The organism is Janthinobacterium sp. DSP2-3-3 (genome assembly GCF_049897325.1).
Taxonomy (GTDB): domain Bacteria; phylum Pseudomonadota; class Gammaproteobacteria; order Burkholderiales; family Burkholderiaceae_D; genus Janthinobacterium.
Genome location: NZ_JAFCWA010000012.1, coordinates 33,145 through 52,296, shown reverse-complemented (window position 1 = coordinate 52,296; position 19,152 = coordinate 33,145). Strand labels below are relative to the sequence as shown.

Sequence of the window (19,152 nt, the reverse complement as noted above, 5' to 3'; positions counted from 1 at the left end):
GCAAAAGGGCAAATATTTTAAACCAGCTGATTGCTTAATGGATAATTATTTCTGTGAGGCATTTTTCCATAAAAAAAGCGCCAATCGGGTTTCCCCGGCTGGCGCCTGATGCTGCGTGATGGCTGGACGATCAGGAGGTACGCACCACCATCAGCCCCGCGCGCAAGCCCACGCGCACGTCCGGGTTCGGAAACACCACCAACTCTTCCGCGTGCTGCACCGTGTACACATGGTCGCCATCGCTGGCGATCACCGCGTGCTGCGGCAAGGACGTGAAATTTTGCGTGCTGCGGTCGAACGCCATGCGGAATTCATCGCTGTGCTTAATGATTTCCTGCGCCACCTTGAACACATGCGGCGGCGCCTTGACGGGCTGCGCAGGCAGGCCGCGCAGCAAGCCATCCAGCGCCCGCGACACGTCGTCGAACAGGGACAAATCGTTCTGCCCCAGGGTGCCCACGCGGCCCAGTTCCACCGTGCTGGCGGCCGCGTTGCAATGCTCGGCCGAGTAATAGCTGTACGTGCCGGCCGACTGCGGGTTCATGATGATGGCGCCGATGGCCGCCTGGCCCAGCCAATCGATCAGCTGCGCCTTGGCGTCGTCGGCCACCAGGTCCGGCACGATGGCAAACGTGGGGTACACGGAAGGCCGGATGGCCGTGTGCAAATCCAGGTGCCAGCGCACAGGGCCCGCCGCTTCAAAGAACGCTTTTGTCGCGGCGATCATTTCATCGGCGCGTGCACTTTCCGCCGCGTGCGCCAGACTCCCCCGCACGGGGCGGAACATGCGATTCAGGTCGGCGTCGATAAAACGCTTGCCGGCCCGGATCGCATCGACATTGCCCACGCAAACGAGCAAATCGACGGCCAGCTTCGACGCATCGCGCGACAGGGCATCGAGCAGGTGCGCCAGTACTTCGATCGGCCCCGTTTCGTCGCCATGCACGCCCACCGAGACGGCCACGCTGGCGCGGCCCGCATCGGCTTGCGGCTTGACCACTTGCAGCATGCCCGGCGCCGGCAAGGCCACCGTGAAACCGGCGTTGGCAAACAGTGGCGCCACGCCGCTGAAATCGGCCTGCGCCAGCGCTTGCACGGCTGGCGGCAAGCCGCCAGCGCCCTGTCCAACTTGTGGTACTTCTTGCGTCATTACACCGCCGCTTCCGCTGTGGATTTCGCCGTGATTTTATTCACGGCTTCCGACAAGGTCCACACGTCCAGCATGGCTTGCTCCAGTTCCGTCGCCGCCACATAGGCCGACAGGCCCAGCGCGCCCGTCACCGCATCGACGGCCTGGCCCGCGTTGCCTTGCTCGGCACGCGCCAGCACCTGCGTCAGCAGACGCTGTTGCGTGCGGCGCAGCGCTTGCTGCGCGTAGTTGCGCAACTGTTCCTGCGACTTGCCTTGCGCAGCCAGCTTCAAGCCACGCTCCAGGGTGTCGATGCCCGCCTGGCTGCGCAGGGCCAGGCCCACTTGCAGGAAGGCGGCCAGATCCATCGAGGCAGGACGCGGCACGGACAGGGCCGGGAACAGGAAGCCGGCAACGACTTCCAGCGCGTCGACCGCATCCCATGCCTGCACGAAGGCAGGTTTCAGCCCAGGTACCAGCGCGGCCTCGGATTTAATGCCAACGGCTTGCAGCAGCTCGCGCTTCGATTCTGCGCCAAACAGGCGCGTGAGTTCGGCCAGACCGGCGCCGCGCAACTGCTCGGCCGGCACGGACAACACGCCGGTGATCATCGTTTGCTGCAGCACGCGCGTTTGCGCGTCGACCTTGATCGACACTTCGCGTGGAATCGTCAGCGCATCGGCATCGAGCGCGTCAAACACGGGCGCCAGGTTCAGTGCCACCCAGGCCTGGCCCCATGCCAGAATCACGGTCGACTCGTCCACGCCATGTTCTACCGCCAGGTTGCGGATCATCAGCGGGCCGCAGCGGTTGATCACTTCATTGGCCAGCACGGTGGCCAGGATGGCGTTGGCCAGCGGATGGTCGAGCGCCGAACGGGTTTCCACCAGCAAGGATGGGAAGTACGGTTTCAGCACCGGCTCAGCCCACGTTTCATCCGTCAACGGCAGCGCGGACAGGATGCGCTTGAAGCGGTTCTTCACGTTGGCGATCACCACCGCCAGTTCCGGCGTAGTCAAGCCACGGTTATCGAGCTTGCGGCGCGCCAGTTCGGCTACCGAAGGCAGTTGCTCCAGTTCGCGCGACAGCGCGCCCTCTTCTTCCAAACTGGCGATCAGGGCGGCATAGCCATCCTGCACGACACTCTCGCTTTGCGCCTGCAACTCGCGCACCAGCAAATGCGTCTGCTGCGTGTTGTCGCGCAAGACCAGGCGTTCGACGTCGTCCGTCATCGCATACAGCTCGCGATTGCGTTCGGCTTGCGTCAACTTGCCCGCATTGACTTCCACGTCCAGCCAGATTTTCACGTTCACTTCATGGTCCGAGCAATCCACGCCGGCCGAGTTGTCGATCGCATCGGTGAAGATGCGTCCGCCCGCCAGCGCGAACTCGATGCGGCCTGCCTGCGTGGCACCCAAATTCCCCCCTTCGGCCACCACTTTCACGCGCAGCTCATTGCCGCTGACGCGGATATGGTCATTCGCGCGGTCCTTCACTTGCGCATGCGTTTCCGTCGAGGCCTTGATGTAGGTACCGATACCGCCGTTGTAGAACAGGTCCACCGGGGATTTCAGGATGCGGTGCATCAGTTCTTCCGGTGCCAGCGAGGTCTCGGCAATATCGAGCGCGGCGCGGATTTGCGGCGACAAATCGATTGTGCGGGCGGAGCGCGGATACACGCCGCCGCCTGCCGAGATCAAGTCCTTGTTGTAGTCATCCCACGAAGAGCGCGGCAAGGCGAACAGGCGCGCGCGTTCTTCGAACGAGACGGCGACGTCCGGTGCCGGGTCGAGGAAGATGTGGCGGTGGTCGAACGCGGCCACCAGTTTCAGCTGGCGCGACAGCAATACGCCATTGCCGAACACGTCGCCCGACATGTCGCCCACGCCGACCATGCTGATCGGCGTGGTATTGAGGTCGTGGTCCATTTCATAAAAGTGACGCTTCACGGCTTCGAATGCGCCCTTGGCGGTGATGCCCAGTTTCTTGTGGTCGTAGCCGTTCGAGCCGCCCGAGGCAAATGCGTCGCCCAGCCAGAAGCCGCGCTGCACAGCGATGCCGTTGGCGATGTCGGAGAACGTGGCCGTGCCCTTGTCGGCGGCCACCACCAGGTAAGGATCGGCATCGTCAAAACACACGGTGTCGACTGGCGGGACGATATTGCCCAGCGAACGGTTGTCTGTCACTTCCAGCAGGCTGGAAATGAACAGGCGATACACGGCTTCGCCTTCGGCCGCGATGGTTTCGCGCACGGCGTCCTTCGGCATCATCTTGCAGACAAAACCGCCCTTCGCGCCGGCTGGCACGATGACGGCATTCTTCACCATCTGGGCTTTGACCAGGCCCAGCACTTCGGTGCGGTAGTCTTCCATGCGGTCGGACCAGCGCAAGCCGCCACGGGCGACAGGGCCGCCGCGCAGGTGCACACCTTCGAAGCGGCGCGAGAAGACGAAAATCTCGCGGTAAGGACGCGGTTCCGGCACCAGCGCCAGGCTGCTGGTATCGAACTTGAAGATGATCTTGTCGCCGGCTTGATTGTTCTGGAAGTAGCTGGTGCGCAGGGTGGCGGCCATCAGGTCGGCCAGTGCGCCGAGGATTTCCTCGGTATCGGCATGGTTCACAGATGGCAGACCGGCCTTGATGGTGGCGATGCTTTCCAGGGCCGCCGCGTGCTGCGCGGCGGACAGCGAGGGATCGAAGCGCTGCAGGAAGGCGTCGACCAGGGCTTTCACATGGGCCGGCTGCTTGCGCAGGCTTTCGGCAATGTAGCGCACCGAGAAGCGGCTGCCCGTCTGGCGCCAGTAGCTGGTGTAGGCGCGCACCAGTTGCACTTCGCGCGTCGACAGACCGCCTTCGATGACCAGGCCATTCAGGCGACCATCTTCGGCCGTGTCGTTGAACAGCGCGGCAAACAATTCCTGCGCCACGGCGACGACGGATGGCTGCGCCAATTTCGCCGCGCTGGCGGCATCGACCGTCAGGCTGGTGACAAAATAGCGCGTGCCGTCGAGTGGCGAAATCGAGAAGGCTTGCTCGCGGTCGATCGCCACGCCCGCGTTATGCAGCGCCGGCAAGATGGCCGACAGCGGCGGCACCTTGTTGGCCGAATACAGGCGGATAGTGGTGACTGCACCTGTCTCGATGCGCACGGCTACTTGCGATGGATCGGTGTTGCGCAGGATGGTGTCGAGGTCGCGGAAGGCGACGGCCGGCGCGGTGGCGGCCACGTAGTCGAGCGGCAGTGTGGCGCAGAGCTTACGCAGGCTGGTGCGCAGGGCTACGTCTGGCACGGCATCGGCCACGGCGGCAAAGCCGTTATGCCAGCCATCGAGCACGCTCAGAAGCGGCTGTTCGATATCCGTTTCCAGGTCCAGCGGGTAACGGGCGGCGTGGGCGATCAGGTAGACGCGCGCCAGGGGACCGTCTGCCACCAGGGTTTGCGTGCTCACATGGGTGGCGCCGGAACTGGCTTGCAGGGCCTTTGCCAGGCTCGATGCCACGCTGGCGCTGTAGCGCTCACGCGGCAGGTACACCAGCACGTTCAGGTGGCGCGCATACACGTCGCGGCGCGCGAAGACCTTGGTGCGCGGCTGCTTGTACAGCGAGACGACGGCACCGCATACTTGCGCCAGCCAATCGAGGTCCGCTTCCAGCGCTTCGGTGCGCGGCAGGGATTCGAGGATTTCACGGAATTTCTCGGCGCGGAAACCTTGCTGGCGCACGCCGGCCAGGCTCAATACCTTGGCCACGCGGCCGCGCGCAAACGGCAGCGCTGCCAGCGGGGTGGAATTGCCGGCACGGGTAAACAAGCCGACGAAGCAATGCTCGCCCAGGATCGCGCCTTGCGCATCCCTGCCGCGCACGCCGATGAAGTCCAGTTGCTGGTCGCGGTGCAGGGTGCCTGCCACGTCAGCCTTGACGATAGACAGCGCCGATTCGCGCTTGGACAGAGTGTCGAAGTCGCCCGGGATATTCGCCAGGCAGGTGCCGTAGACGGGGTGCGCAGTATCCTGCAGCACGCCGACGCGGCTCGGGATGTCGCGTTCGAGCTCGCGCACGCCCGGCTTGACGCGGTAGTAGGCATAGCCGAACACTTCAAAGCCACCGTTGCGGGCCCATTCCAGGAAGGCGGCCACTTCCGCGCCTTCTTCGCCATGCTGCGATGCCGCCGTGGCGACGGTGGCCAGGCGCTCGCTCATGGCGGCGCTGTCGCGGCGCACGACAAAGGCGTCACGCGCCACCATGTCGATGGCAGCAACCAGCGCGGCCTGGGCTTCCGGCGCCAGCTCTTCATCGAGCAGCACAAGCACATACGATTCGAGCGGGTCGCCCGGCTGGCGCACCGCTTCAACGCTACCGTCAGCGGCGCGGCGCACCGGCAGCACGGTATTCATCACGCCGCGCACGGCCAGATGCTGGCGGCGCATGGCCATGACGATGGAGTCGACCAGGTAAGGCATGTCTTCGTTCAGGATCAGCAAGGCGCTCGCCATGCCGCCACGGCCATCCGCATAACGCAGGGTGGCGATCTGACAGCCGCTACCGGTGCGCTTGGCCGCTTGCGTGAAACCGTCGATCAGCACGGGCGCCAGGCTGTCGGGCGCGATATCGGCCAGGTCTTCGGCGTCGAGCGAGTCCAGCCATGCCTGCACCAGCTGCACGACAGGCGCTGCCGCCTTGTTCGCACTGCCGGCCGCGTTAATCAGCTCCAGCGTTTGTGTGCGCAAATCTTGTGGCGTGTGATTCATCTTGCATCTCCATTACGGTAATGTGAATGTCCAACGCTGTCGTTCGGGCTTGTGGCTGGGCGGCAGCGGTGTCAAGAGACGGGGGTCGCCCGTCCAATTCTGTGTTGCGGATAGTCTGTCTCGAGTTTTTTCTGTGTTTTTCTATCGCCTACAAGTCGTACAATCCAGGTAAGTTGAGGATGATCGTCAATTCTTCAAGCGCCGCATGCACTTCCAGCGCCAGCTGCGGGTCGGCCAGGTCGCCCGGCTCCAGATGGTCGCGGTAGTGCGTCTCCACCCATTGCACCAGCCGATGGTACAACGCTTCCGTCATGATCACGCCCTGATGCATGGCGCGCGCCTCGATTTCCGTCAGAGCCACGCGCAAACGCAGGCAGGCAGGCCCACCGCCGTTGCGCATGCTCTGGCGCAGGTCGAAATGAATCAGTTCATCGATGGGGCCACCGCTGGCCACCAGGCCTTCCAGGTAGCGCGATACGGCGCGGTTTTCCTGGCACTCCTGCGGTATCACCAGCGCCATTTTGCCGCCCTCTTTCGTCAGCAACTGGCTGTTGAACAGATAGCTGCTGACGGCGTCCGTGATCGGCACCTGGCCGGTGTCCACGCGCAGCGCCTGCAAGTCGGCCCCCGTGGCGGCGACGGCGCGGTGCAGCTGCGACAGGCTTTCCTCTTCATCGGCAAACGCCTGCTCGTGATAAAACAGTACGTTGCCATTGCCGACGGCGATGACGTCGTTATGGAACACACCCTGGTCGATCACGTCAGGATTCTGCTGCATGTACACGGTGCGCTTCGCGTCCAGGCCATGCAATCGCGCCACGGCTTGCGACGCTTCCAGGGTCTGGCGCGCCGGGTAGCGCTTCGGCGACGGCGCGGAAGGATCGAACTCCACCCGACCATACACGAACAACTCAACCGATGGCGCGCCGTGGCCCGCGCCCAGGCGCGTGTGGTTGGCCGCACCCTCGTCGCCAAAGGCCGGCGTCGATGGCAGCGCATCATGCACGGCGAAATGCCTGTCGTCGCTGAAAATGGCGCGCAGGCTGCGCGCCGACTGCGCGTGCTCGAAGGCGCGGTGCAGCTTGTTATTCAGGTTGGCGGCCGTGAAATGCACGCGCCCATCCTGCGTGTCCGCCGACGGGCTGACCGTGGCAGCATTCGCCGTCCACATGGGCGAGGCGGAATACGCGCAAGCCAGGATAACGGGCGACTCCTTGTAGGCGCGCGCCAGCACTTCGGCGTCCGTTCCCGTGAAACCGATAGCGCGCAGCAGGCGGAAATTGGGCCGGTCCTGCGGCGGCAGCAAGGCTTGCGCAAAGCCACGCGCGGCCAGCGCGCGCATCTTGGCCAGGCCCTGCAAGGCGGCCTGCTTCGGATTCGAAGCACTTTTCACATTGCTGAACGAGGCCACGTTGCCGAACGAGAGTCCCGCATAGTTATGCGATGGGCCGACCAGGCCGTCAAAGTTGTATTCGCGCGTGCTGTGCATGGGTATGTCCTTTAAAACTTAAAAATTCAGGCCGGGCGACAACTTGGCCGGCATTTCCAGCACGCTGTTCTCGATCGAAGCGACCGGGTAGGCGCAGTAATCGGCCGCGTAATAGGCGCTTGGACGGTGGTTGCCCGACTTGCCGATGCCGCCGAACGGCGCCGTGCTGGCGGCGCCCGTGGTCGGGCGGTTCCAGTTGATGATGCCGGCGCGCGCGCGTGTCTGGAAAGTTTGCCACAGGGCCGGATCATCGGACAGCAGCGCGGCGGCCAGGCCGAATTCGGTGGCATTGGCAACCTTCAGGGCCGCATCGAAATCGGCCACGCGGATCACTTGCAGCAGTGGGCCGAACCATTCTTCGTCGGGAATGCCGGAAGCATCGGTAACGTCGACGATGCCGGCCGTGACAAAGCCTGCCTCGGGATTCAACTGGCGCATCTGCAGCAAGGTAGTGCCGCCCTTGGCGACCATGTCCGCTTGCGCCTGCACCAGGCGTGCGGCCACGGCGCTCGATACGACAGGCCCCATGAATGGCTGCGGCTGGGCGTCGGACGCGCCGATGCCCAGTTTCGCGGCCACTTCCACCAGGCGCGCCACGAAGGCAGACCCCGCAGCGTTATCTTGTACCACCAGGCGGCGCGCACAGGTGCAGCGCTGGCCGGCCGAGACGAACGCGGAGAAGATCGCGTGGTGCACGGCGGCGTCCACGTCCTTCACATCCCACACCACCAGGGCGTTGTTGCCGCCCATTTCCAGCGCCAGCATCTTGCCCGGCTGGCCGCCGAACTGGCGGTGCAGGCTGATGCCCGTCTGGCAGGAACCTGTAAACAGCACGCCGTCGAGGTGTCCATTCGCGCCCAGCGCTACGCCCGTGTCGCGCCCGCCGTTGACCAGGTTGACGACGCCATTCGGCAAGCCGGCCTGCTGCCACAGCTGCACGGTTTTGACGGCCGTGCGCGGCGCATATTCGCTGGGTTTGAAGACGATGGTGTTACCGGCGATCAGGGCCGGCACGATGTGGCCATTCGGCAGGTGGCCTGGGAAATTGTACGGGCCGAAGACGCCGAACACGCCATGCGGGCGGTGGCGCAGCACGGCATCGCCGTCGGCGATCCTGCTTTGCGTGATGCCCGTGCGCGCATTGTACGACTGCACCGAGATATCAATCTTGTTGGCCATGGTGGCCACTTCCGTGCGCGACTCCCACAGCGGTTTGCCCACTTCTTCCGAGATCAGGAGCGCCAGCGCTTCGGCATGTTCCTTCAACAGGTCGCGGAAGCGCACGCAGATGGCGATGCGTTCTTCGACGGGCGTATCGGCCCACGCGTCGAAAGCCACGCAGGCGGCCTGGCAAGCTTGCTCGACTTCGTTCTCCGTCGCTTCCAGGCTGGCCCAGGTTTGCTTGCCGTTCGATGGGTCAATGGTGACAAGTTCACGGCCAGTGCCCGGCAGCCAGGCGCCGTTGATGAAGTTCGATGCTGCGGTAGATGAATGAAGGTTGGACGATTTAGACATGGGGATGCTTCCTCGGGTTGAGTGACAAGGTGCGCACGGTGTCGCCGTGATGGCAACGCAGCAGATGCAATTCATCGTCGTCCAGCGCGATCTTGCCGCTGTACGGATTGGCGCTGGTGACGATCATGCGGAAATCTTTCAGGTCGGTGTTCGACACCAGGTAAGGCTCGGCCTGGGCGAGGTCGGCGCACACTTCAGGCGCAGCCTCGGCGTCCAGCACGGCCGACACGCTGTCGCGCATGGCGCGCAGCTCGGAGACGCGCGCCTGCAGCACGGGACCGGCGTCGAAAATGTCGACATAGCCTTCGAAGTGCAAGCCTTCCTGTTCCAGCAAGCGGCGCGCGGGCGCCGTGCTCAGATGCACCTTGCCGATGACTTCCTGCGCCTCGTCGGGCAGGTAGGCCACGTACATGGGCTGGCGCGGCATCAATTCGGCGATGAAGGATTTTTTGCCCAGGCTCGTCAAGTCATCGACGTGATGGAAATCCATCTTGAAGAAGTGGCGGCCCAGACCTTCATAGAACGGCGAGCTGCCGTCCGGCGCCTGGTAGCCGCGCATTTCAGCGATCAGCTTTTCCGTGAACAGGTGCGGAAACTGGGCGATAAAGAGGAAACGGCTTTTCGACAGCAGCTTGCCATTGTTGCCGCTGCGGTAATCGGGGTGCAAAAACAGCGAGCACAGTTCCGTGCTGCCCGTCAGGTCGTTCGACAGGTACAGCGTTTCCATGCGCGTAAACACGTCAAGTTCGCGGCTGGAATGGACCAGGGTACCGATGCGGTAGTTATAGAACGGCTCTTCCAGGCCCACGGCGCCCTTGATGGCGCACACGCCGGCCAGGCGGCCCGTGTCGGTATCCTCCATGACGAACATGTAGTCGCGCTTCTCGGGCGCGATGGTTTCGGCGAACGAGGCGCAGGCGATGGCCAGGCGGTCGCCCAGCATTTTCATGTCCGGCTTGAGGGTGGTCATGCCGGTGCCGACCTGGCTGGCCAAGCCGTACAGGGCATCCAGGTCAGAAGCGTTGATGGCGCGTACTACTAGCATAATGTTCTCTCGGTTAAATGCGCACGCAAATGACGCTGTCGCCTTCGGCCACGGCCAGCGCGTCAAGCAGCTCGGCCGGCAAGCCGACGGTGTCCTGCGCTTCGAGCGCATCGCAGGTAAAGGTGACGGCGCGGAAGTTGCGCTCCGCGCCCGAAGCGACCGCGTAATGCACTTTCAGGCCCGTGCGGCTGGGCGTGACGCCGGCGACGACGCGGCGCGTGAGCGAACCCGTAAACGAGCGCAGCGCATGCTTGTGCGCCTGCAGAATCGGGCCGCCATCGAAGATATCGATGTAGTCGTCTGCCTCGAAACCTTCTTCCGTCAGCAAATTGAACGCCAGTTCGCCGCTCGGGTGGATCTGGCCCATGGCCGCCTGCGCGTCGCCGGGCAACAGCGGCACATACACGGGGTAATGCGGCATCAATTCGACGATCAGGGTACGGTTGCGCGCACCGCCGATGACTTTTTCGGCATCGAGGAAATCCATCTGGAAGAACTTGCGGCCCAGCGCATCCCAGAACGGCGACTGGCCGTTGACGTCCGTGATGCCGGCCAGCGGCACGAAGAAGCGGTCGCCGAAACGGTGCGGCGCCAGCACGGCAAACAGCAACCGCGCGCGCGACAGCAAGGCCGCTTCCAGGCCCGCCTGCTCCATGTTGCGCACATAGAAGCCGGACAGCTGCGAATACGCCGTCAACTCCGAGCACAAGGTCAGCGCATGCACGCTGTGACTGATGTTCAGATCACGCGACACTTGCTGGATGACGTCGTTGCGAAAGGAAAAATACGTGCCGTTCGAGCCGGCCGAGGCGAAGATGGCGGCTGTCCCGAAGATGCTCTTGTCGAGCAGGGATTCAAGCACGAAGAGATATGACTCTTCGCTGGGGATGTCGACATGGGCGGCAAACGAGGCGATGGAGCGCTCGACGGAGGCGGCGATTTTTTCGCGCGTCTTCGGCAGGGTATGGACACCCGGCATGGTTACCGCGGCCAGCGCTTCGAGGGCTGCAATATCCGCAATTTCTACCGGACGGACAACATACATGGGTACTCCTTCAATGCAGACATTACCTGGGCTGAAAACCCGGGTAGAACCAAGCCGGCCCGCAGCAAAGCGGCGGGCCGGTGATAGTGCGGGGGTAAGACTAGCCTCAGGCTTTCAGCAGGCCGTCGATGGCCAGGTGCAGCAAACGGCCCGCCTCAGCGATCTGCTCGTCCGAGACGATCAGGGCTGGCGCCAGACGCACCACGTCCATGCCGGCGATCAGCACCATCAAGCCTTGCGCTTCGGCCGCTTTCTGGATGTCTTTCGCGCGGCCCTTGAAGGCATCGCTGACTACCAGGCCCAGCAGCAAACCGCTGCCGCGCACCACGGAGAACACATGCGGGTAATCCGTGATCAAGCCTTGCAGCATGGAGATGGTGTTGACGCTCGCTTCTTTCACACGCGCCAGGAACGCTGGCGTGTTGATCGTTTCCAGCACGCTCAAGGCCACGGTGGCGGCCAGCGGGTTGCCGCCGTAGGTGGTGCCATGAGTGCCGACAGCCAGGGTTTGCGCCAGTTCATTGGTGGTCAGCATGGCGCCGATCGGGTAGCCATTGCCCAGCGCCTTGGCGGCCGTCAGGATGTCCGGCGTGACGCCATAGCCCATGTAGGCAAACAACGCGCCAGTGCGACCCATGCCGCACTGGACTTCGTCGAAAATCAGCAGGGCGCCGGTCTTGTCGCACAGGGCGCGCAGCTCCTTGAGGAACTCCGGATTGCCCGGCACCACGCCGCCTTCGCCTTGTACCGGCTCCACGATCACGGCGCACACGTCATCGCCGATGGCGGCGCGCGCCGCTTCGATGTCGTTGTAGGCGATATGATCGATCGACGGTGGCAGCGGCTCGAAGCCTTCCGTGTACTTGGCTTGGCCGCCGACGGAGACGGTAAACAGGGTGCGACCATGGAAAGAGCTGAAGCACGAGATGATGCGCGACTTGTGCGCGCCAAACTTGGTGTGCGCGTATTTGCGCGCCAGTTTCAGAGCCGCTTCGTTGGCTTCCGCGCCCGAGTTGCAGAAGAAGGCGCGGTCGGCGAAGGTCGCTTCCGTCAAGGCCAGTGCCAGACGCAGAACGGGCTCGTTGGTGTAGCCGTTGCCCAAATGCCACAAATTATTGATTTGCTTAGTCAGCACGTCGACCAGGACCGGATGGCAGTGGCCCAGGCTGTTGACGGCGATACCGGAGGTGAAATCGAGGTAATGCTTGCCTGACTGGTCCCACAAATCCAGTCCGGAACCGCGCACGGGCACCATGGCTGCTGGGGCGTAGGTAGGAACGAGGACCTGGTCAAAGGTTTCCCGGGTGACTGGACGAGCCGTTACGGTCGAATCAAGCTTGGCATTCATAGCATTTCCCCATCAATATGTTAGGTACTCCGCAGCTACGACAGCTACGTGTGTACTGCATTATAAAAAGCGGGATGCTAAAACTCTTTTGAATCTGCGACAAGGATTTTCACAATTCCTCACAGCGGCCATGGCGTCGGCTAGGCTGGCGGCATGAGCTTTCTTTGACGCTCTTCGCGCGGGGTATTGCCAAACAGGGTGCCAAACGCCGTGGAAAAGTGCGAACCGGAGGAAAAACCGCACATCAGACCTACTTGCACGATGGAATAATGTGTATCAAGCAATAATTGCCGTGAGCGCTGCAGGCGCAGCTCCAGGTAGTAGCGCGACGGTAAGCTGCCCAGGTATTGCTTGAAGAGGCGCTCGAGCTGGCGCCGCGACAGGCCCACCAGGCTGGCGATGTCATCGGTCGACAGCGGCTCCTCGATATTCGCCTCCATCAAGGTGACAGCTTCGGACAATTTCGGTTGCAGCACGCCGAAGCGCGCCTGCAAGGCCACGCGCTGGCGTTCTTCCTTGCCGCGCACCTTGTCCACGCACAGCGCTTCCTTGACGAGCGCCTGCACGTCGGCGCCAAACACGGTCTCGATCAGGGTCAGCGAAAAGTCGATGCTGGCCGCGCCGCCACAGCAGGTGATGTGCGGGCCGTCGATGTCGAACAGGTGCGGCGTCAGGATGGCGCGTTCGGCCTTCGCTTCCGCATCGGCGTACAGGGCCCACGGCAAGGCGATGCGCACGCCATCCATGACGCCCGCGTCGGCCAGCCACAGCACGGCAGCGCCCACGCCCCCCCAGAATGGCGCCGAACGGCAGCGCTCGATCACGGCCCGGCACAGCTCAGCGCGCAGCGGCGCCTCTGTTTCATCGGCCACCAGCAGCGCGATATGCCAGTTGCCGCCCTGCTGGGCGACTTGCTCGGGCGTGCGCACGTCCAGTTGCAGGGCGTCCGGCCCCAGCACCCGCGCACACAGACGCAGCGGCTGCACCAGGCCAGCCCAGGTAATCGACTCGGCATCGCCGGCATGAACCAGCAGCAGGCGCAGCGGTTTGTCGAGGCCGATACGGGAAAGATTAGCGAAAGACATCGGCGAGGCGGACCAGGGACAAGGGCTGAGTTGCCCACATGATACCGGAGTTCTGCCCCATCCAGACCCGCATGCAACAGCGGGGCCTGACGCGGCGGAAAAAAGCGGGATGGAAGGATATAATCACACCCCATGGGTGAACGATATTTAAAAAGTATCCGGCTGCTGGCCGAATGCATGCAAGGCTTCGAGCGGTTTTCAGGCGACTTCGTGCGCCAGTACGGCTTGACGCATGCGCAATTCGACATCATTGCCACGCTCGGCAACACCTGCGGCATGTCCTACAAGGAACTGGGCCAGAAAACCCTGATTACCAAGGGTACCTTGACGGGTGTGGTGGACCGGCTGGAGCAAAAGGGGCTGGTGCTCCGCGAACGTTGCACGAAAGATAAGCGCTCCTACTTCGTGCGCTTGAGCTGCGAGGGAGAACAGGTGTTCCATGACGTGTTCCCCAAGCTGACAAAGCAAGGCCAGAACCTGTTCCACGGCTATACAGAAGACGATTTCATGCGGTTGGAAACCACCCTGGCGGGCTTGAAGCACGCCATCGCCAACGGCCACGGCCACGGCTGACCATTCACCAAGCACAGACATTCAAACAATACATTCAAACAAGACAAAGGAAACCAAGTTGAAAACCTCACTGCTCGACGGCAAAAAACCCGCTCATTTCGATAAACACATCATCGGCAACCTGCTGCTCAACGCCAGCACGCCGGAACTGGTGCGCCAGGAAAAACTGATCATCGGCGTGCGCAACGAAGACGGCGAAATCTACCGCCTGATCGGCGCCACCAAGCACAACAGCTTCATGAATGCCGTCGAGGAATTGTTCGACCTGGGCCTGACCGATGAGCTGGAAGACAGCGATGAACTGGTCGAAGGCTGCGACGCCATCTTCAGCGAATCTCTGTAGTAACGCTTAACAGGACCAACAGGACCTGCTGCGCGGTGCGCTTTGCGGCCGGCGATGCTCACCGGCTCGGCGCCCCCGTACTAAAGTGCGGCTGCGCTTCTCGGCTACAAATCACTGCCGCTCGCTACCGTCCTGTTCAGCGCTTTGACGATCGTTGTCATGATAAAAAGGCATGCCGCTGATACAGTGGGATGCCTTTTCCCGTTTACGGGGCTTTGCTTGCCTTTTACTCGCTTGTTTACGAAAAGATCACGGTTAAAAAGTTCCGCACGGAAATATTGCGAGTATAATTTTTTCAATGAACAGACTCGACGCCTTTAAAAGCATCGCCGCACAAGCCGCTCGTGGCGAGCTGACCTTTCCTGCCAATGTGAACGCTTCGCTCAAGCTGCAAGAGGCGCTGGCCGATCCCGACTGCCATATCGAGGCCGCTGCCAAGCTGGTGCAAGCCGACCCGCTGCTGGCCGCGCGCACGGTGGCCATCGCCAATTCGGTGGCGTTCAACCGTTCCGGCAACGAAATCACCAGCGTGCGCAACGCCGTGCAACGGCTCGGCGTGCGTACACTGCAGTCGGTGGTAGCGTCGCTGATCGTGCGCCAGCTGGGCAGCACCATCACCGATCCCGTGCTGCAAGCGAAGGCCAAGCAGCTGTGGGAGCATACGGCCCACGTGGCGGCCCTGTCGCAGGTACTGGCTCGCCGCGTCACCAAGGTGGACCCAGACACGGCCCTGTTTGCCGGCATCATGCATGAAGTGGGCGGCTTTTATCTGCTGTCGCGCGCAGCCGAATTCCCCGGCATCCTCGACGGCGAACCGCAGGACTGGGTCGAACATGGCGAACAAGCCATCGGCCATGGCGTATTGAGCAAACTGAAGGTGCCGGAAGCCGTGATGGGCGCCATCGATGCGCTGTGGGAAGGCTTGCGCGCCATCCCGCCCGAATCGCTGGGCGACACGCTGCTACTGGCGAATGACCTGGCGCCGGTGGCTTCGCCCCTCAATGAAAGCCCGGCCGCCATCGCCGTGCGGGCCGCCCGCGCCGCCGGCAGCATCGATTGCGTCATCGGCGATGCGACCCTGTCGAGCATCATGGAAGAATCGGACGATGAAGTACAGTCGCTGCTGAAGGTGCTCGTGCATTAATCCTGTTTTACCGGCACCGGCGGCATGCTCGGCACGCCTGGTGCCGGCTTCGGCGCGTCGGCGATCAGCACATGCTTGTCCATGGCCTTCGTTCCCTGCGTCTGCTGGACGACTAGCGTGGCGACCGCCCGGGTACTCAATAATGGCTTCGGATGGCGTGGCATGAACATGGCGTACCTGCTTGCAGTGGGCGTCGTCCCATCTGTGCAGCGATAATCAAATTATCAAGCCACTTTCAAGCACCGGACGAAAATTCGCTCGAAAGCGGAAAAAAACCCGCTCGAAAGCGGAAAAAAAAACCCGCTCGAAAGCGGGTAAAGTCCAAAGCTAGGGATGTCCTGAAAGAGACAGCCCTATCTTATGTGCTGCGCCGCACCGGCTCCGTACGCTGGCACACTTAGCGCGCACATTAACCCGGCAACAGCGCCACGTCCGTTTCCTGCCAGGCACGCAACTGCCGCACGCGGGCAAACCACGCCTGGATATGCGGGTACTGCGCCAGCGGCAGCCGCACCGCCTCGCTATACATCAGCGGCGCGGCCACGGCGAAGTCGGCCAGGGTCAGCCCTTCGCCGCTGAGCCAGCTGCGTCCCGCCAGATGCGCGTCCAGCACCACGGCGCATGCATGCAGGTCGCGCTCGCCGCGCGCCTCTTCCAACGGGTCCGCCGGGCCGCCCCCCGTCATGCCTTTCCACGCGCGCTCCCAGGCCAGCACGCCAATGGCCGGCGCGAAGTGCTGCGCGGCCCAGAACAGCCAGCGGTTGACGTCGGCCCGGGCCTGCGGCAACTGCGGATAAATTGTCTGGCCCGGCACCTGCTCGGCCAAGTATTGCATGATGGCGCACGATTCCCACAGCAGGAAAGCGCCATCGGCCAGCACGGGCAGCTTGCCGTTTGGATTGAGCTCGACCAGGCGGCGCCGATCATCCGCATTCATCAGATCGACCTCGGCCAGTTCCAGAGGCAGGCCGAGGTGGATCGCCGTCATCAGGGCGCGGCGGGCATTCGAGGATATGGGGTGGTGGTACAGGCGCATGATGGAGTACTCCAGTGAGTGAAGAAGCCACCATCGTAGTCGCCGTCACTGACAGTTTTTGTCAGGAGCGATTATCACGATTCCGGATCACTAGCTTTCCGGATCAATCTCGTGCGCCTTACGCCAGGTATCGAGCAAAGCGTGGCGGCGCGTGGGATAGCGCTCATCATGCCGCTGCACGCTGGCGATGCGGTCGATGCGGAAATGCCGGTAATCGCCGCGCAGCTCGCACCAGGCGGCCAGCAGGCGCTTGCCTTCGAAAAAGGCCAGGGCAAACGGCCACACCGTGCGCGAGGTGGTATTGCCATGCTCATCCTGGTAGCCCAGGGTGAGCTTCTGCTCAGAGCGGATCGCCTCGCGCACCGGCTGCACATGCTGATCGGCCGGCTGCACGCCATCGGCGGGACGCCCCAGCGGCACCCACAGGCTGGTCTCGGCCATGCTGTCGCGCAGGTCGCGCGGCGTGGCGGCCGCGATCTTCGCCAGGGCATTGCTGGCCGCCTGCGCCAGGCCCGCATCACCCTGGCGGCGCACCCAGCGCGCGCCCAGCACCAGCGCTTCCAGTTCATCGGGACCGAACATCAGCGGTGGCAAAAAGGCGCCACGGCGCAGCACATAGCCGATGCCCGCTTCGCCCTGCAGGGGCGCACCGAGTTCGGCCAGGGTCTGGATATCGCGGTAAATCGTGCGCTCGGAGACGCCCAGCTGCTGCGCCAGCTGGGCCGCCGTGACGGGCACCCGTTTGGCGCGCATGGCGTCCATCAGCAGGAACAAACGGCCACTGCGACTCATGGGCAAGCCTGCAGGGCCTGGTCGCCCATGACCAGGGCCGACAGCGCCGGCACGTACAGATAGCCGTCCGGCGCCAGGCGCACCGCGCGCGGGCCTTCGTCCACGCCGGCGATGCCGTAGCAGCGCTGCAGGCGAGCGGCGGCCGGCCACCAGTAGATGGCTGCATCCTGGTCGGGAAAGCGCTGGCGCACGCTATCGGCCTGCGCCGCCACTTGCCGGAAATCGCGGTAAAAGGCGGGGGCAATGCCCAGCTCCACGGCAAAGGCCGCTTCCAGTGCCGCCACCTGCGCCAATTGTGCAGCCAGCGCGGCCGTTTCACGGTCCAGCTCATCGGCCGGCACACCCACCTCGAGCAGGCTGCGGCGCATCTGCTCCGGGCCGGCCTGCGCGCGCAGGACGGCCGTGTCCTGCAGCGCCAGCACAGCAGTGCCGGGGATGCTTTTGTACCGCGCGGCCGGGAAAACGTACAGGGCGCAGCTGCCCGCGCACACCGTATCGATGGCGAGACTCCATTGCCGCTGGCGCAGGTAGCGGCCCAGTTGCATGGCCGCCTGCGGGTCGCCGCCGTCGCTATTGACGCGCAACACGGTTGTCACTGGCGTGGCCAGCTGCCGCAGCTTGTCCACATCGCCCTCGGCGATGGTGCCGCGCAGGGCGATGGTATCGCTGGCCACACGGCGCAATTCTGCGGCACTGGCCAGCGTGCTGATGCCCGCCATGATGCCCATCACTATCAAACGCTTCATCGTCATCCATTACAAAAAAAAACGACCACCGCGCGGGTGATCGTTCTTGAATTCGTCATGCATCAAACTGCGCTTACACCACGGCGCCGTCGGTTTCGTCTTTTTCCTTGACCGGCTTGATCAAGTCTTCGCGCTTGACGCCCAGCCACATGGCGATGGAGGCCGCGACGAACACGGACGAGTAAATACCGAAGCAGATACCGATGGTCAACGCCAGTGCGAAGTGGTGCAGGGTCTGGCCGCCGAAGAGCAGCATCGACAGCACCATCATCTGGGTCGAGCCGTGGGTGATGATGGTACGCGAAATGGTGCTGGTAATCGCGCTGTCGATCACTTCATGCACGGTCGCCTTGCGCTGCTTGCGGAAATTTTCGCGGATACGGTCAAAGATCACCACCGATTCGTTGACCGAGTAGCCGAGCACCGCCAGGATGGCCGCCAGTACCGTCAGCGAGAATTCCCACTGGAAGAAGGCAAAGAAGCCCAGGATGATCACCACGTCATGCAAGTTGGCGATAATGGCCGAGACAGCATATTTCCATTCGAAGCGGATGGCCAGGTAGATCATCACGCCGATAATCACCACCACCAGCGCGTTCAAGCCGTTCTGCGCCAGTTCCTCGCCCACCTGCGGGCCGACGAATTCGACTTTCTGCAAGACGACCGCCTCGCTACCGGCAGCGTCCATGCACGCGCTCTTGAGTACATGCTCGCCCTTTGCAGTGACGGTGTCGATGGCCTTGGTCGTGCCTTGCTCGGCCTTGCACAGCGAGTCGAACACGCGCTGCGACGTGTTCGCGGCGCTGACGCCCTTTTCCACCGGCAGGCGTATCATCACGTCGCGCGCCGTATCGAAGCTGGTCACGCCCGGCTCTTCATAGCCCATGGCAATCAGGGTGCCGCGTATGCCTTCAAGATTGGCCGCCTTCGGGTATTTCACCTCCATCAGGGTGCCGCCCTTGAATTCGACGGACAGGTGCAAGCCCTTGTGCACCAGGAAGAAGACGGCTGCAAGGAAGGTCACCGCCGAAATCACGTTGAAAATCAACGCATGGCGCATGAAGGGAATATCTTTTTTGATCCGGAAAAATTCCATGAAATCCTCTGAGTTCTA

16 protein-coding genes are annotated in these 19,152 nt (G+C 63.0%); 3 read left to right on the top strand and 13 right to left on the bottom strand.

The window, feature by feature from the left end:
- Positions 1 to 130: 130 nt before the first annotated feature.
- The 8 genes from ACP7DE_RS21805 to ACP7DE_RS21770 form a co-directional block, all read right to left on the bottom strand.
- Positions 131 to 1,150, bottom strand: a complete 1,020-nt coding sequence (locus tag ACP7DE_RS21805) for a succinylglutamate desuccinylase (RefSeq protein ID WP_426074052.1) — start codon at positions 1,148 to 1,150, stop codon at positions 131 to 133.
- Positions 1,150 to 5,877, bottom strand: a complete 4,728-nt coding sequence (locus ACP7DE_RS21800; RefSeq protein ID WP_426074051.1) for an NAD-glutamate dehydrogenase domain-containing protein — start codon at positions 5,875 to 5,877, stop codon at positions 1,150 to 1,152. The genes ACP7DE_RS21805 and ACP7DE_RS21800 overlap by 1 nt, the downstream gene beginning before the upstream one ends.
- A 148-nt stretch (positions 5,878 to 6,025) precedes the next feature.
- Positions 6,026 to 7,366 (bottom strand): N-succinylarginine dihydrolase, encoded by a 1,341-nt coding sequence (astB, locus tag ACP7DE_RS21795; protein WP_426074050.1) that lies wholly within the window; start codon positions 7,364 to 7,366, stop codon positions 6,026 to 6,028.
- A gap of 18 nt (positions 7,367 to 7,384) precedes the next feature.
- The gene (gene astD, locus ACP7DE_RS21790; protein ID WP_426074049.1) at positions 7,385 to 8,881 is read right to left on the bottom strand and encodes a succinylglutamate-semialdehyde dehydrogenase; all 1,497 of its coding nucleotides are present in this window, start codon (positions 8,879 to 8,881) and stop codon (positions 7,385 to 7,387) included.
- Positions 8,874 to 9,926 (bottom strand): arginine N-succinyltransferase, encoded by a 1,053-nt coding sequence (astA, locus tag ACP7DE_RS21785; protein ID WP_426074048.1) that lies wholly within the window; start codon positions 9,924 to 9,926, stop codon positions 8,874 to 8,876. The genes astD and astA overlap by 8 nt, the downstream gene beginning before the upstream one ends.
- Positions 9,927 to 9,939: 13 nt before the next feature.
- Positions 9,940 to 10,971 (bottom strand): arginine N-succinyltransferase, encoded by a 1,032-nt coding sequence (locus tag ACP7DE_RS21780; RefSeq protein WP_426074047.1) that lies wholly within the window; start codon positions 10,969 to 10,971, stop codon positions 9,940 to 9,942.
- Positions 10,972 to 11,077: 106 nt separating this feature from the next.
- The gene (astC, locus tag ACP7DE_RS21775; RefSeq protein ID WP_426074046.1) at positions 11,078 to 12,319 is read right to left on the bottom strand and encodes an acetylornithine/succinylornithine family transaminase; all 1,242 of its coding nucleotides are present in this window, start codon (positions 12,317 to 12,319) and stop codon (positions 11,078 to 11,080) included.
- Between the two features lie 140 nt (positions 12,320 to 12,459).
- Positions 12,460 to 13,404, bottom strand: coding sequence for a GlxA family transcriptional regulator (locus ACP7DE_RS21770; RefSeq protein ID WP_426074045.1), 945 nt, complete (start codon positions 13,402 to 13,404; stop codon positions 12,460 to 12,462).
- Positions 13,405 to 13,536: 132 nt separating this feature from the next.
- Here ACP7DE_RS21770 and ACP7DE_RS21765 point away from each other — a divergent pair, with 132 nt between their 5' ends.
- From ACP7DE_RS21765 to ACP7DE_RS21755, 3 genes are all read left to right on the top strand, one after another.
- Positions 13,537 to 13,977, top strand: coding sequence for a MarR family transcriptional regulator (locus tag ACP7DE_RS21765; RefSeq protein WP_426074044.1), 441 nt, complete (start codon positions 13,537 to 13,539; stop codon positions 13,975 to 13,977).
- Between the two features lie 58 nt (positions 13,978 to 14,035).
- Entirely contained in the window at positions 14,036 to 14,320 is a 285-nt protein-coding gene (locus tag ACP7DE_RS21760) for a hypothetical protein (RefSeq protein WP_426074043.1), read from the top strand.
- Positions 14,321 to 14,618: 298 nt separating this feature from the next.
- Entirely contained in the window at positions 14,619 to 15,464 is an 846-nt protein-coding gene (locus ACP7DE_RS21755; protein ID WP_426074042.1) for an HDOD domain-containing protein, read from the top strand.
- On the opposite strand, the gene ACP7DE_RS21750 is transcribed toward ACP7DE_RS21755, so the two are convergent.
- The 5 genes from ACP7DE_RS21750 to secF form a co-directional block, all read right to left on the bottom strand.
- The gene (locus ACP7DE_RS21750) at positions 15,461 to 15,634 is read right to left on the bottom strand and encodes a hypothetical protein (protein WP_426074041.1); all 174 of its coding nucleotides are present in this window, start codon (positions 15,632 to 15,634) and stop codon (positions 15,461 to 15,463) included. The genes ACP7DE_RS21755 and ACP7DE_RS21750 overlap by 4 nt on opposite strands.
- Before the next feature lie 239 nt (positions 15,635 to 15,873).
- Positions 15,874 to 16,500: a glutathione S-transferase family protein gene (locus ACP7DE_RS21745; RefSeq protein WP_426074040.1), complete on the bottom strand. Its 627-nt coding sequence runs from the start codon at positions 16,498 to 16,500 to the stop codon at positions 15,874 to 15,876.
- Positions 16,501 to 16,590: 90 nt separating this feature from the next.
- Positions 16,591 to 17,292 carry a helix-turn-helix transcriptional regulator gene (locus ACP7DE_RS21740; RefSeq protein WP_426074039.1) on the bottom strand — a complete coding sequence of 234 codons (702 nt, stop codon included), beginning with the start codon at positions 17,290 to 17,292 and terminating at the stop codon, positions 16,591 to 16,593.
- Complete coding sequence (locus tag ACP7DE_RS21735) at positions 17,289 to 18,038, bottom strand: hypothetical protein (protein WP_426074038.1); 750 nt, start codon at positions 18,036 to 18,038, stop codon at positions 17,289 to 17,291. Before ACP7DE_RS21735 ends, ACP7DE_RS21740 begins: the two co-directional genes overlap by 4 nt.
- A gap of 73 nt (positions 18,039 to 18,111) precedes the next feature.
- Positions 18,112 to 19,134, bottom strand: a complete 1,023-nt coding sequence (gene secF / locus ACP7DE_RS21730) for a protein translocase subunit SecF (protein ID WP_426074037.1) — start codon at positions 19,132 to 19,134, stop codon at positions 18,112 to 18,114.
- Between the last annotated feature and the right edge of the window lie 18 nt (positions 19,135 to 19,152).